The organism is Pseudoxanthobacter sp. (genome assembly GCF_036822375.1).
Lineage (GTDB): Bacteria > Pseudomonadota > Alphaproteobacteria > Rhizobiales > Segnochrobactraceae > Pseudoxanthobacter.
In genome coordinates, this window is record NZ_DAISHT010000072.1 from 1 (window position 1) to 14,310 (window position 14,310).

The window sequence follows — 14,310 nt, forward strand, 5'->3', positions numbered from 1 at the left end:
CCACGCCAGCCTGATCGGGAACGATGCACTCGATATCCTGAAGACCGCGCTCGGACAGCCAGTTCTCGGCTTCCTCGAGCGAGGCGACGCCGCGGCCCTCTCCGACATCGCGTTCGAGCTTCTTCTTTTTCGACATGCTGGGTTCACCTGACGTGGTTTTTGCTCGGCGGGCCGGAGGGCCGTGCGAGACACGCAGAGAACCGTAACGGGGCTTTGCCGGGCACCCGTTGTCTCGTTCTGCCCGCGACCTGACCCCGCCTTCAGGGCCCGCCGCAGCCATCTTAGCGAGGCCTTTTTGCCGGGCCTAGGGGCCCCGCACGCTATTTTATCGCGTGCAGACAGCGGCATCGCGCCGCCGGCTGCCGCCGGCCGGGGGGCCTTCAGGCAAAACCGGCTTCCGCGGCCGGCCGCTTTTCAAGGGCAAACAACGGCAGCGGCGCCTTGCGGCCGCGCAGTTCCACGGCCCCGAGGGCGGTGACCGAAAGCCCCGGCGGCAGCGGCTGCATCAGGCTCAGCGCCGGCCCGGAGGCAACGATGTCGTGCCCGCTTGAGCGGCAGATCCCCTCGATGCGCGCGGCGGTGTTCATCGTGTCGCCGAGCAGCATGATCTCGCGCTTGGCATCGCCGACCTCGCCCACCACCAGACCGCCGGCATGGATGGCGCACCGCATGCGGGGTTCGAAGCCATAGTGCTGACGATAAAAATCGGTGTGCGTCGCCAGAACGTGCTGCACCGCAACGGCGCAGTCGCGGCACATCGGCCCGCTGAGCGGCGAGCGCAGCGTCCAGGTGGCGATCACCTCGTCGCCGACATAGCGGTAGATCTCGCCGCGGAACTCGCTGATCACCTCGCCGACATCGAAGAAGATGTCATTGAGCAGATTCAGGAAGGCGCGGTCGCCGATCTCCTCGGCGGTTTTGGTGGAGTGCTTCAGGTCCAGAAACATCACCAGCCGGCGCTCGCTGCGCGGCTGGTGGTAGCGCCCGGTGATGAGGTTGGCGAACATCGCGCTGCCGATGTGGCGCCGGGTGAGGAACACGAAGTTGAAGGCGGTGGCCAGCACGAACGACAGCGCGATATCGAACCGCCACGGCACGTCGTGGCCGGAAATGAGGAACACGCACGCCCGGTCCACCACCGGCACGACGATGCCGTAGACCACGCCGCGGCCGAGCAGCAGCACCGTGAACGGCAGGCGCCGGGTGGCGGCGCCGGAGCGGCTGTTGATGGCCATTTCCAAAAGCGTCAGCAGCACGCCGGACAGCGCGCCGGCAAATGCGCCCGCCAGGATGGAACGCGGCATATCGCCCCGGTAAGCCAGGGCGGTGATGGAGCCGATGGAGGCTGTGGCCAGCGCCACGACGCCGACGGTGCGGAGGCGAAGCAGTGTGCGCCGGCGCATGGCCGTGAACTCCCGCAAGAGTGCCGGAAACCGGCCTGTGCCCCGGCCCCGTGGCCGCGGGTGCCGCCGGCCGGCCCGCTTTCCCTCTAGCGGACTGTGTGCGCAGATCAAAGCGCGATTGTGGTGCGGCGCGGCCACCGCCGGCCGGCCGCCTTCGCCGGCGGCATGGCCGCGCGCGGCGGCGGCGTGCAGCGGCGGGGTGTGACGGGTTCGGCGTCACGGCAATGCAACATCCTTCGGCATGATGTCGAATGCAGCAAATTGCGTGCGGGGGGAGTTGAGGGCGGTCGCGATCACCTCTAACCTGCCCGTCCATAAGGGCGAGCTGCGCGGCGGGGCCGTGCAAACAGCGGAGAACAGCGAATGCGGGCACAGGGAAGTTTCGGGCCGGGACTGATGGCGGCCGTGGCCGCGCTGGCGCTCACCGGGGCTGCGCTGCCGGCGAGCGCGCAGGAGCGCGTGGTCAACGTCTACAACTGGTCCGACTATATCGATCCGCAGATTCTGACCGATTTCACGGCGAAGACCGGCATCAAGGTCGTCTACGACGTGTTCGATTCGAATGACATTCTGGAGACCAAGCTGCTGTCCGGCGGCTCGGGCTACGATGTCGTGGTGCCCTCGGGCACCTTCCTCGGCCGCCAGATTCAGGCGGGCGTGTTCCGGAAGATCGACAAGGAAGCGATCCCGAACCTGAAGTACATGTGGCCGGAGATCCAGAAGGAAGCTGCGATCTTCGATCCGGGGAACGAATATTCCGTCAACTACATGTGGGGCACGGTCGGCATTGGCTACAACAAGGCCAAGGTCGAGCAGCTGGCCCCCGATGCGCCCAAGGATTCGTGGGCGCTGATCTTCGACCCCGCCGTTGCAGCCAAGCTCGCGCCGTGCGGCATTCAGGTGCTGGATGCGGCCGACGATACCATCCCGGCGGCGCTGAACTATCTGGGCCTCGATCCCGATTCCAAGAAGCCGGAAGACCTGCAGAAGGCCGGCGAACTGTGGATGAAGGTGCGGCCCTATATCCAGAAGTTCCATTCGTCCGAATATATCAACGCGCTCGCCAACGGCGACATCTGCGTGGCCGTCGGTTATTCCGGCGATGTGTTCCAGTCGCGCAACCGGGCGATCGAGGCCAAGAACGGCAATGACATCGCCTATGTGATCCCGAAGGAAGGCGCGCACCTGTGGGTGGACCAGATGGCCGTGCCCGCCGATGCGCCGCATCCGAAGGAGGCGATGGAGTTCATCAACTTCATCCAGACGCCGGAAGTGATCGCCAAGGCGTCGGACTTCATCTTCTACGCCAACGGTAACGAGGCGTCGCAGAAGTTCATCAACAAGCAGATTCTCGACGATCCGGCGATCTACCCGCCGGCGGAGGTTCTGAAGAAGCTCTACGTGGTCACCCCCTATCCCCCGGCCTCTCAGCGCGTGCTGAACCGGGTTTGGACCTCGGTCAAGAGCGGCGGCAAGTAAGGCACGCCGGCGGTTGAGGAAGGGGCCGGGCATTTGCCGGCCCCTTTTTTCGGTTGCGACCCCGTTTTTTTATTCCGGGCAGCCGGTCGGGCCGGGCCCGTTTGTTTCAGGCAGTTTTCCGGTGCAGCCGGGCAGGCGGGCACGGCCGCCGGGCCGGTGCGGGCAGGCGGCGCAGGCCCGCGTTCAGAGGGGGATTCTCGGTGGCGAAGCAGGCAATTGGCACGGTCCGGCGCACCTTTGCGCCCTGGGATGACCCCACGAAGACGCCCTTCATCGAGTTCCGCAACGTCACCAAGCGGTTCGGCGATTTCGTGGCCGTTGAGAACCTGACGCTGAAGATCTACGAGCGCGAGTTCTTCGCCCTGCTCGGGCCTTCCGGCTGCGGCAAGACCACGCTGATGCGCATGCTGGCGGGCTTTGAAGACCCGACCGAGGGCGATGTGTTTCTGGATGGCAAGCCGCTGAAGGGCGTGCCGCCCTATCGCCGGCCGGTCAACATGATGTTCCAGTCCTATGCGCTGTTTCCGCACATGACGGTGGAACAGAACATCGCCTTCGGCCTGAAGCAGGACGGCATGGCGAAGGCCGATATCGCAACCCGCGTGGAAGAGGTGCTGAAGCTCGTCAAGCTGACGCAGTTCGCCCGGCGCAAGCCGCACCAGCTTTCCGGCGGCCAGCGTCAGCGCGTGGCGCTGGCGCGCTCCGTCGCCAAGCGGCCCAAGGTGCTGCTGCTCGACGAGCCGCTCGGCGCCCTCGACAAGAAGCTGCGCGAGGAGACGCAGTTCGAGCTGATCGACCTGCAGATGCAGCTCGGCATGACCTTCCTCATCGTTACCCACGATCAGGAAGAGGCCATGACGGTGGCCGATCGCATCGCCGTGATGGACAAGGGCGCCTGCATCCAGATCGCGCCGCCCTCGCAGATCTACGAGCAGCCGGCCACCCGCTATGTGGCCGAGTTCATCGGCGACGTGAACGTGTTCTCCGGCCCGCTCGTTGCCCAGGCGCCGGGCGGCGTGCGCATCAGTGTGCCGGCGGTTGAGCTGACGGTGGATTCCAGCCAGCCGGTAACCGCCGAAATCGGCACCGAGGTCGCCTTCGCGGTGCGGCCGGAAAAGGTGCGCATCGCACTGGAGCCGCCGGCCGATTCCGCCGCCAACACGGTGCAGGGACAGGTCTGGGATATCGGCTATCTCGGCGATCTCTCCGTCTATCATGTGCGGCTGTCCGACGGGCGCACGGTGCGGGCCTCGGTCATCAATGCGCGCCGGTCGGTCGAGCGGCCGATCACATGGGAAGACACGGTCTGGCTCACCTGGGACCGGGATGCCGGCGTGGTGCTGACGCGCTGACCGGGCGCGGGCAGCGCCTGCCGGCGCCCGCCCGCGGCCTGGTGATGCGGCGAGACCTTGAGGCGAGACCTTGCTGGGCGGACGGGCTGAAGCGGTTCGTGCGCGTTTTCCGGGGGAGACCGGCCATGGCGGATAGCAATCCCAAATCGGGCAAGGGGCGAGGGCGCTGGATCGTGACGGCGATCCCCTTTGCCTGGATGCTGATTTTCTTTCTGATCCCGTTCCTGATCGTGCTGCGGATCTCGTTCTCGCAGACCGCGATCTCGATGCCTCCCTACACGCCCGTGTTCAACCTGTTCGCCGACCCGCTGTCGGAAACATGGAAACGGCTGGGGGAACTTTCGTTCGATACCTATGTGTTTCTGACCTCGGACGACCTTTACTGGCGCTCCTACATCAACAGCGTGTGGATCGCCTTTACCTCCACCGTCATGCTGCTGATCATCGGCTATCCCATCGCCTATGGCATGGCGTGCGCCAAGCGCGAGTGGCGGCCGCTGCTGCTGATGCTGGTGATCCTGCCGTTCTGGACCTCGTTCCTGATCCGCGTCTATGCGTGGATCGGCATCCTTTCGCGCGAGGGGCTGCTGAACAAGGTGCTGATCTGGGTGGGGCTGGTCGATCCCGCGCACCCGCTGGTGATCCTGTCGACCACCACCGCGGTCTATATCGGTATCGTCTATTCCTACCTGCCGTTCATGGTGCTGCCGCTCTATTCCGCGCTGGAAAAAATGGACGGCACGTTGCTGGAAGCGGCCGCCGACCTCGGCTGCCCGCCGATCAAGGCGTTCTGGACCATCACCTTCCCGCTGTCGCTGCCGGGGGTGATCGCCGGTTCGTTCCTCGTCTTCATCCCGACCGTCGGCGAGTTCGTCATCCCGGATCTGCTCGGCGGTTCCGACACGCTGATGATCGGCCGCACGATGTGGAACGAGTTCTTCAATAACCGCGACTGGCCGGTGGCCTCTGCGGTGGCGGTGGTGCTGCTCGTCATTCTGGTCGTGCCGATCGTGCTGTTCCAGAACCATCAGGCCAAGATGCAGGAGCGGGTATGATGACGGGGCCGAACCGCGACAACGCCGCAACCGGAGCCGGGCGGGACAAAGCCGGACAGAGCCGGGGGGCACGCCGATGAACAGCCGCGGACCAAGCCTGTTCAATCTCGTTTCCATCACGCTCGGCTTTGCCTTCCTCTATCTGCCGATCGTGCTGCTGGTGATCTATTCCTTCAACGCCGGCCGCAACGTGGCGATCTGGGAGGGATGGTCGGTCAAGTGGTACGTGGCGCTGTGGCAGAACAAGCAGCTGATCGATGCCGCGTGGGTCACCATCCGGCTGGCGCTGCTTTCGGCCACGGTGGCCACCGTGCTCGGCACCATGGCGGCCATCACCATGGTGCGCGCCGGCCGCTTCTGGGGCCGCAGCCTGTTTTCCGGCATGCTGTCGGCGCCGCTGGTGCTGCCGGAAGTCATCCTCGGCCTGTCGATGCTGCTGCTGTTCGTGGCGCTGGATTTCTCCCGCGGCTTCTGGACGATGACCATCGCGCACATCACCTTCACCATGTGCTACGTGGCCGTGGTGGTGCAGTCGCGCCTCGTCACCTTCGACCGCACGCTTGAGGAAGCCGCCCTCGATCTCGGCTGCCCGCCGGTGAAGACGTTCTTCGCCGTCACGCTGCCGCTGATCCTGCCGGCGGTGCTGTCGGGCTGGGTGCTGGCCTTCACGCTGTCGCTCGACGATCTGGTGATTGCGAGCTTCACCACCGGCCCGGGCGCCACCACGCTGCCGATCAAGATCTACAGTCAGGTGCGCCTCGGCGTTTCGCCGGATATCAACGCCGCCTGCACCATCCTCATCGCCATCGTCACCGTCGGCGTGATCATCGCCTCGTTGCAGATGAAGCGCGCGGAAGCGGAGCGGGTGCGGGCGGAGCGCATGGCGGCCGCCGGCCGCTGAGCCGGTAAAGTCCGGGCCGGCGAAGATCGGGGCACAACGAAAAAGGGCGGCAGACCCGGTGGTCTGCCGCCCTTGTTTTCAGGCCGGTTTCCGGCCGGCGTGCCTCAGGCTTCCGTGCTGCCGAACACGCGGCGGAAGATGGTGTCGACGTGCTTCAGGTGGTAGCCGAGGTCGAACAGCGATTCCAGTTCGCCGTCGGTCAGGTAGGCCTTCACGTCCTTGTCGGCCTTGAGATTGGCGAGGAAGTCGCCGCCCTTCTCCCACACCGGCATGGCGTTGCGCTGCACCAGACGGTAGGCATCCTCGCGCGAGGAGCCCTTCTGGGTCAGCGCCAGCAGCACGCGCTGCGAATGGACGAGGCCGCCCAGCGCGTTGAGGTTCTTTTCCATGCGCGCCGGATAGACCAGCAGCTTGTCGACGACGCCGGCCAGCCGCACGAGCGCGAAATCGAGCGTGACCGTGGCATCCGGGCCGATCATGCGTTCCACGGACGAGTGCGAGATGTCGCGCTCGTGCCACAGCGCCACGTTCTCCATGGCGGGCAGGGCATAGGCGCGCACCATGCGGGCGAGGCCGGTCAGGTTCTCGCTCAGCACCGGGTTGCGCTTGTGCGGCATGGCCGAGGAGCCCTTCTGGCCGGGCGAGAAATATTCCTCCGCTTCCAGCACCTCGGTGCGCTGCAGGTGGCGAATCTCCACCGCCAGCCGCTCCACCGACGAGGCGATGACGCCGAGGGTGGCAAAGAACATGGCGTGCCGGTCACGCGGGATGACCTGCGTGGAAACCGGCTCCACGGCAAGGCCCATGGCCTTCGCCACATGCTCTTCCACCGCCGGATCGATGTTGGCGAAGGTGCCGACGGCGCCGGAGATGGCGCAGGTCGCCACTTCGCGGCGCGCGGCGACCAGACGCTCGCGGCAGCGGGTGAACTCGGCATAGGCCTCGGCCATCTTCAGGCCGAAGGTGACCGGCTCGGCGTGGATGCCGTGGCTGCGGCCGATGCACGGCGTCATCTTGTGCTCAAAGGCGCGGCGGCGGATGGCGGCCAGCAGCAGGTCGATATCGGCCAGCAGCAGGTCCGCGGCGCGGGCGAGCTGAACGTTGAGGCAGGTATCGAGCACGTCCGACGAGGTCATGCCCTGATGGATGAAGCGGGCATCCGGCCCGACGAACTCCGCCAGATGGGTGAGGAAGGCGATGACATCGTGCTTCACCTCACGCTCGATGGTGTCGATGCGCTCGACATCGAATTCGGCCGCGCCGCCCTTCTCCCAGATGGTGGCGGCGGCGGAAGCCGGGATCACGCCCAGTTCGGCCAGCGCATCGCAGGCATTGGCCTCGATCTCGAACCAGATGCGGAACTTGGTCTCGGGCGACCAGATGGCCGTCATTTCCGGGCGGCTGTAGCGCGGGATCATCGTGGAACTCCTGACGAACGGAGGGCGGCCGGAGAGCGGCCGGGAAAAGGGCGGGCGGGGTGGCTCAGACGGCAGGGCGCAGGGCGGCGATGCGGGCGGCATATTCGCCGGGGCCGCCGCGGAACACCGCGGACCCCGCCACCAGCGCGTTGGCACCGGCCGCCAGCACCAGCGGTGCGGTTTCCGGCGTCACGCCGCCGTCAATTTCGATATCGATGGGGCGGTCGCCGATGAGCGCCTTCAGGCGGCGCACCTTCTCCACCATGGCCGGAATGAAGGCCTGACCGCCGAAGCCGGGATTGACCGTCATGACGAGGATGAGGTCGAGGCGGTCGAGCACATATTCCAGCGCGCTTTCCGGCGTCGACGGCACGATGGAGACGCCGGCCTTCTTGCCGAGATTGCGGATGGTCTGCAGCGAGCGGTCGAGATGCGGCCCGGCCTCGGCATGCACGGTGATGATGTCGCAACCGGCATCGGCAAAGTTCGCCAGATAGGGATCGGCCGGCGCGATCATCAGATGCGCATCGAACACCTTGGCCGAATGGCGGCGCAGCGAGCGGATCACATCCGGCCCGAAGGTGATGTTGGGCACGAAATGACCGTCCATCACGTCGAGATGGATCCAGTCGGCGCCTGCCTCGTCGATGGCGCGGACTTCCTCGCCGAGCTTTGAGAAGTCGGCAGAGAGAATGGAGGGGGCGATCACCACGGGGCGGGCGGGGGCAGGGCTGGCGGGGGGAAGGCCGGTGGGAGAAAGGCGGGCAGCGCTCATCACGGATCTCCGCGGGAGAGGACCGCGCCGCCTGCGGCACGGTCGGTTGGCGCGCAGGGGCGCGCAGACGGGCCGCTGCGCCGGGGCGCAAAGGCTTGTTCGGAGCGCCGGGGGCGCAGAAGGCTTTCGCTCTGCGCACAGGGGCGCACGCGGGTTCCGGGGCCGGCCGGGCCAGCCCGACGCGCCTCGCGCGGCCGCGGTAGCACGCCGCGCGCGCCGTGGCAAACAGCCGTTGCGCATTGCCGCTGCGCGGCTTAATGCGGGAACGCGATCCCGCGCCCCCGCCTTGCCCCGCAGGTGCTGCAATGGCTGCCTCTCCGCTCAGCCGCTCTTCCGGCGATCTGCTCGCCGACCGCCGTTTTGAATATGCCGAGGCGCTGCTTGCCGAGGGCGACACCGCCGCCGCGGCCGACCTGTTCCGTCAGGCGCTCGATCTGGCGCCCGACTGGGCCGCCGGCTGGGCGGCACTGGGCGGCGCGCTGGCGGAGGCGGGCGACCGGCCGGGAGCGGCGGAGGCGCTGCGCACCGCCATCCGGCTGGATCCGGCCGATCCCTACGGCGCCACGCTGAAGCTGTCGCTGGTGGAAGGCGAAGCGGCCCCGCCGGCCCCGCCCGCAGCCTATGTGCGCGCGCTTTTCGACGAATATGCCCCGCGCTTCGAGGCGGCGCTGCTCAACGACCTCGGCTATTCCACGCCGCCGCGCCTTGCCGGCCTCATTGCCCGGGCGGATCCGGGGCGCTTTTTTGCCCGTATGCTCGATCTCGGCTGCGGCACCGGGCTGATGGCGGCGGCGATGCGGGACGGCGCCGGGCGCATCGAGGGCGTGGACCTTTCGGCCGCCATGATCGCGCAGGCCGGCGCCCGGGGGCTTTATGAGTCTCTCGCCGTCAACGACATCGTCCGGCATCTGGAGACGGTTGGCGGGCCTTACGATCTCGTCACCGCGGCGGATGTGCTGTGCTATCTGGGCGACCTGTCGCCGGTGTTGGCGGGCAGTGCGGCGCGGCTGGGGCCGGGCGGCCTTCTGGCGTTTTCGGTGGAGCGGGCCGAAGACGATCTCGCCGAGGGCTGGCGGCTGCAGGCCTCCATGCGCTTCGCCCACGCCCGCTGGTATCTGGAGAAGGTGGCCGGCGAGGCCGGACTGTCCGTCGTCCTTCACGAGGAAGCTGCGTTGCGGATGGACCGCGGCGAAGCGGTGATGGGGCACCTGATGGTGCTGCGCCGCGCCTGAAACCCCGCACCCGCGGCGGGGCCCGGAGCCGGGCGTTTCGGGACCGGGACGGCACGGGAGGCCTGCCGTCGCACGTCCTGTCGCCGCACCCATGCCCTGCCGCCGGCGGGCCGAATCAAGCCGGCCGGGCCGTTGTGGGTCAGCCGTTCAGCTCCGGATGCAAGTGCGAAAATTAAAGTCGTATCCAAAATATTCTGTCTAATATTTTGATCTGAAACGACTATGCACGATATTCATGGCGCGCCGCGCGGGTCTGTCGACGGCGGCCGGGCCTTCGGATTGGCGTCCGGCGGGGCTTTGTGGGAACTATCGGAACGTTGTTCTGGATCTGGACAAATGCGCAGCAGGCCGCTGGCCGGCCGGGCTGCCGCGAGCGGCCGTGCGGCGGATTTGCGCCGCGGTTCCGCACTTTGTCCTGAAGTGGAGTGCCGCCATGTCGGCGATCGAGCGCGATGCCCTTGAGACCACCTTCCTGCCGGCGGCAGCCGAGGCGCCGCCGGTGGAATGGGTGATCGAGGAGGATTACGTGCCCTATCCGGAGGCCGTGGCCGAGATGGAAGCGCGGGCCGCGGCCATCGCCGACGGCCGTGCGGCCGAGCGCGTATGGCTGGTGGAGCATCCGCCGCTTTATACCGCCGGCACCAGCGCCGATCCCGCCGACCTGCTGGCGCCGGATCGCTTTCCGGTGTTCGCCGCCGGTCGCGGCGGACAATATACCTATCACGGCCCCGGCCAGCGCGTCGCCTATGTCATGCTGGATCTGACGCGCCGCCGCCGCGACCTGCGCAGCTTCGTGTCGTCGCTGGAGGGCTGGCTGATCGACACGCTGGAGCGCTTCAACGTTCGCGGCGAGCGGCGCGAAGACCGCGTCGGGGTGTGGGTGCGGCGGCCGGAAAAGGGCGCGGATGCGGAAGACAAGATCGCCGCCATCGGCATCCGCGTGCGCCGCTGGGTCAGCTTTCACGGCATCGCGCTCAACGTCGAGCCGGAACTGGACCATTTCGGCGGCATCGTGCCCTGCGGGGTCAGCGACCACGGGGTGACGAGCCTCGTCGATCTCGGGCTGCCGGTGACTATGCCGGAGGTCGATTCAAACCTGCGCGCGGCCTTTGAGGATATCTTCGGGCCGACGGTGCTGCGCGCCCCTGACAGAATTAAGAAAGAGATTTCAGAACAATAGGATATTATTTTGTTCTGATAATCGACCTTAAGGCAGTCGCTGCGCCGCGGCGGGCGGCGGAAAGGCCAGCACGTCGCGCGTGTAGCTCTCCACGACGAGGCTGAAGGCGCGGCCGTCCGGCAGCGTCAGCACGGCGCGGTGCTCCAGCACGAAGGGCGGAATTTCCAGCGTTCCGCCGGCGCCGGCCACGGCGGCGCCCATTTCCCGGCCGGCCGGCATCGGCTGCCACAGCAGCGTTGCCGAAAGGGTGCGGCGGCGGAAGTCGAGCGGCTTCACCACGCGGCCGAAAGCGGTGTCGGTGGTGTCCAGTTCGCGGTTCATCGCCGGCGTCAGCAACTCCGGCAGGTACCAGTTATCGGCCTCGGAGAGCACCCGCGGGCCGCAGCGCAGGCGCACCCGGCGATAGCGCACCGGGGCGCCGGCACTGATGCCGAGGGCGGCGCGCACATCCGGGCCGGCCGGCTTTTCGGCGCCCGCCATGCGCTCTGCCACCACCTTGCTGCCGGCCGGGGCCAGCGCGTGGCTGGCGCACCAGCGGTCGAGCGTGAGGGTGGCGCTGGGGTTGCTGAGCAGTTCCGCATTGAGGCTCTGCACCAGCGCCAGCGCGGACAGGCGCGCGAGCGGTGTGTCCGGCCAGGCCGGCGGGGCTTCGGCCAGCACCGGGGCGGCAAGGGCAGAGCCGGCGAGCAGGCAGGCGACAAACAGCCTTCCGGCGCTGCCGCCCGGCCCGGCAACGATGGAACCCATGGCATGCCCTCCCGTCAGACCTTGCAGCCCTGCGATGCCTTGCCGGCAGGCCGCCCTGCGCGGCCCGCGCGCAGGATGACCCGCGCCGCCGGGCAGCGCCCGCGCAGGATAACCTGCTGTCCAGAATAACCTGCTGTCAGAGTGTTTCGCGCACGAAAAAGCCGTCTTCGGCCGGTGCCGGGCAGTCCGTGGCCTCCACGGCTGTGACCGCCGCGGCCCGCGGCCCGGTGCGGGCCAGCGCGAGGAAGGTGCCGACCCCGGCCCCGGGACCGGCCACCACGGCCTCGACGCTGCCGTCGCGGCAGTTGCGCACCCAGCCGCACAGGCCGAGCGAATGGGCCGTGCGCGCGCACCAGGCGCGATAGCCGACGCCCTGCACCCGGCCCTGCACCACCACGCGGACGCTGCGGTCCCCGTCCTCCGCACTCATGAGCGGCCGGGCCGCTTCGGTGGCCGGGCGGGCACGCGCGGGGCATGCATGCGGCCGCGCTTGCCGGTGCGCGCCAGCATCGCCGGGCCGGGGCGGGGGCCGTGGGTGCCCTCGCTCAGCACCTCGAAGCGCAGCGCGCCGGCGAACGGCGCCGCCTCCACCAGCCGCACCTCGATGGGATCGCCAAGACGGAAGGTCTCGCCCGTGGCGCGGCCGATCAGCGAGCGGCTCGGCTCGTCATAATGGTAATAATCGGTGCCGATGGTCGCCGCCGGCACGAAGCCATCCGCGCCGGTCTCGTCCAGTGTCACGAACAGGCCGGCCTTGGTGACGCCGCCGATGCGCCCGGTGAAGCGCGCGCCCACCTTGTCGGCCAGCCACAGCGCAATCAGCCGGTCGACGGTTTCCCGCTCGGCCGCCATGGCCCGGCGCTCGGTGGCGGAAATGTCGGCCCCGATCGCCTCCAGCTTCGTTTCCTGCTCGCTCGTCAGCCCGTCGTCGCCCAGTTGCAGCGCCCGGATCAGCCCGCGATGCACGATGAGATCGGCATAGCGGCGGATCGGCGACGTGAAGTGAGCATAGCGGCGCAGGTTGAGGCCGAAGTGGCCGATATTGACCGGCGAATATTCCGCCTGACTCTGCGAGCGCAGCACCACCTCGTTGACGAGGTGGGCGTTGGGCGTGCCCGCCACGCGCGCGAGGATGTTGTTGAACTGCGCCGGCCGCATGTTGCCGCTTTTCGTCAGCCGGATATCGAGCGTGGACAGGAACTCGCCCAGCGAGGCGGTCTTTTCCTGCGAGGGCGCATCGTGAATGCGGTAGACGAGGCCGGTCTTGTGGCGCTCCAGCGTTTCCGCCGCCGCCACGTTGGCCTGAATCATAAATTCTTCAATGAGCTTATGGGCATCGAGCCGGTCCGGAACGACGACGCGGTCGACCGTGCCGTCCTTCTTCAGCACGATCTTGCGCTCCGGCAGGTCGAGGTCGAGCGGCTCGCGTGCATCGCGGCCGCGCTTCAGCACCGCATAGGCGGCCCACAGCGGCTTCAGGATCGGCTCCAGCATCGGGCCGGTGCGGTCGGTGGGGTAACCGTCGATCGCCGACTGGGCCTCGGCATAGGCCAGCCGCGCCGCCGAGCGCATCATGATGCGGTGGAAGCTGTGGCTCTTCTTGCGGCCGTCGGCGCCGAACACCATGCGCACCGCCAGCGCCGGGCGGTCGACATTTTCTTTCAGCGAGCACAGGTCGTTGGAGATGCGCTCCGGCAGCATCGGCACCACGCGGTCGGGGAAATAGACCGAGTTGCCGCGGATCAGCGCCTCGCGGTCCAGCGCGGAGCGGGTGCGGACATAACAGGCCACATCCGCAATCGCCACGGTCACGATCCAGCCGCCGGGGTTCTCCTCGCCGTTGTCCGGCTCGGCGTGAACGGCGTCGTCGTGGTCCTTGGCGTCCGGCGGATCGATGGTGACGAGCGGCAGGGCCCGCCAGTCCTCGCGGCCGGCCATGGTGGCGGGCTGCGCCGCCTGTGCCTCTGCCAGCACCTCGGCCGGGAAAATGTGAGGAATGCCGTTGGTATAGATGGCGATCATCGAGACCGCCTGTTCGGAGTTGAACGAGCCGACACGTTCGGAAACGCGCGCCCGCGGCAGGCCGAAACGGCCGACCCGCGTGACGACGACGGAAACGAGATCGCCTTCCTGCGCGCCGTTCAGGCCGTCGGGCTCCACCTCAAGCTCATGGGCGCGGCGCTTGTCCACCGGCAGGATGCGGGCGTTGGGCGCGCCGGGCGGAATGTGCACGATGCCGAGCACGGCATCGGCCCGCCGGTCGATGACCTTGATGACCCGGCCGACGCGCACCGCCTCCACACCCGGCGGCGGCTCGGCAAGGCGCGCCAGCACCTTGTCGCCGATGCCCGGGGCGGGGCCGGTGATGCGCCGGCGATCGGCCATGATCGGAATGCGCGGACGGGGGCCGCGGTCGTCTTCCCACGCCACCGGCTCGCCGACGAGTTCGCCGTCGCTGTCGCGCTCCACGACGGCCAGCACCATCACCGGCGGCAGGTCGCCCGGCTGGATCAGGCGGCCGCGGCGGCGTTCCACCAGCCCGTCGGCCTCCAGATCCTTCAGCATGCGCTTCAGCGCAATGCGCGCTGCGCCCCGGATGCCGAAGGCACGGGCAAGCTCGCGCTTGCCGGCCTCGCCGGGGTGATCGCGCAGATAGGCGAGGATTTCCTGACGGGAGGGAAACTCCCCTTCGGCACGGCCTTTGGGGGGAGATGCCATCGTCAGCCTGCCTCGTTCTCGTCGTCTGCCGCGGCCTTCTTCGACCGGGC

General features: G+C 68.0%; 12 protein-coding genes. 6 read left to right on the forward strand and 6 right to left on the reverse strand.

The features are described 5' to 3' along the window. Positions 1 to 380 precede the first annotated feature (380 nt). Positions 381 to 1,403 carry an adenylate/guanylate cyclase domain-containing protein gene (locus V7067_RS08910; RefSeq protein WP_334175542.1) on the reverse strand — a complete coding sequence of 341 codons (1,023 nt, stop codon included), beginning with the start codon at positions 1,401 to 1,403 and terminating at the stop codon, positions 381 to 383. 396 nt (positions 1,404 to 1,799) lie between these two features. Between V7067_RS08910 and V7067_RS08915 the strand changes: the two genes are divergently transcribed. From V7067_RS08915 to V7067_RS08930, 4 genes are all read left to right on the forward strand, one after another. Further along, positions 1,800 to 2,882, forward strand: a complete 1,083-nt coding sequence (locus V7067_RS08915) for a polyamine ABC transporter substrate-binding protein (protein ID WP_334175553.1) — start codon at positions 1,800 to 1,802, stop codon at positions 2,880 to 2,882. Between the two features lie 200 nt (positions 2,883 to 3,082). Further along, positions 3,083 to 4,234: a polyamine ABC transporter ATP-binding protein gene (gene potA, locus V7067_RS08920; protein WP_334175543.1), complete on the forward strand. Its 1,152-nt coding sequence runs from the start codon at positions 3,083 to 3,085 to the stop codon at positions 4,232 to 4,234. Between the two features lie 125 nt (positions 4,235 to 4,359). Then, positions 4,360 to 5,289, forward strand: coding sequence for an ABC transporter permease subunit (locus tag V7067_RS08925; RefSeq protein ID WP_334175544.1), 930 nt, complete (start codon positions 4,360 to 4,362; stop codon positions 5,287 to 5,289). 76 nt (positions 5,290 to 5,365) lie between these two features. Next, positions 5,366 to 6,190, forward strand: coding sequence for an ABC transporter permease (locus V7067_RS08930; protein ID WP_334175545.1), 825 nt, complete (start codon positions 5,366 to 5,368; stop codon positions 6,188 to 6,190). Between the two features lie 104 nt (positions 6,191 to 6,294). Here V7067_RS08930 and purB read toward each other — a convergent pair whose 3' ends face one another. Further along, a complete protein-coding gene (gene purB, locus V7067_RS08935; protein WP_334175546.1) occupies positions 6,295 to 7,608 on the reverse strand; it encodes an adenylosuccinate lyase in 1,314 nt (437 codons plus the stop codon). A gap of 64 nt (positions 7,609 to 7,672) precedes the next feature. Then, the gene (rpe, locus tag V7067_RS08940; RefSeq protein WP_334175547.1) at positions 7,673 to 8,383 is read right to left on the reverse strand and encodes a ribulose-phosphate 3-epimerase; all 711 of its coding nucleotides are present in this window, start codon (positions 8,381 to 8,383) and stop codon (positions 7,673 to 7,675) included. A 305-nt stretch (positions 8,384 to 8,688) separates the two neighbouring features. Between rpe and V7067_RS08945 the strand changes: the two genes are divergently transcribed. Then, positions 8,689 to 9,615 carry a methyltransferase domain-containing protein gene (locus V7067_RS08945; RefSeq protein WP_334175548.1) on the forward strand — a complete coding sequence of 309 codons (927 nt, stop codon included), beginning with the start codon at positions 8,689 to 8,691 and terminating at the stop codon, positions 9,613 to 9,615. Between the two features lie 433 nt (positions 9,616 to 10,048). Beyond that, positions 10,049 to 10,795, forward strand: a complete 747-nt coding sequence (gene lipB / locus V7067_RS08950; protein WP_334175549.1) for a lipoyl(octanoyl) transferase LipB — start codon at positions 10,049 to 10,051, stop codon at positions 10,793 to 10,795. A gap of 27 nt (positions 10,796 to 10,822) precedes the next feature. Here lipB and V7067_RS08955 read toward each other — a convergent pair whose 3' ends face one another. The 3 genes from V7067_RS08955 to rnr form a co-directional block, all read right to left on the reverse strand. Next, positions 10,823 to 11,542, reverse strand: coding sequence for a hypothetical protein (locus tag V7067_RS08955; protein ID WP_334175550.1), 720 nt, complete (start codon positions 11,540 to 11,542; stop codon positions 10,823 to 10,825). Between the two features lie 136 nt (positions 11,543 to 11,678). Continuing rightward, complete coding sequence (locus V7067_RS08960; RefSeq protein ID WP_334175551.1) at positions 11,679 to 11,972, reverse strand: acylphosphatase; 294 nt, start codon at positions 11,970 to 11,972, stop codon at positions 11,679 to 11,681. Continuing rightward, the gene (gene rnr / locus V7067_RS08965; RefSeq protein ID WP_334175552.1) at positions 11,969 to 14,260 is read right to left on the reverse strand and encodes a ribonuclease R; all 2,292 of its coding nucleotides are present in this window, start codon (positions 14,258 to 14,260) and stop codon (positions 11,969 to 11,971) included. Before rnr ends, V7067_RS08960 begins: the two co-directional genes overlap by 4 nt. Positions 14,261 to 14,310: the final 50 nt, after the last annotated feature.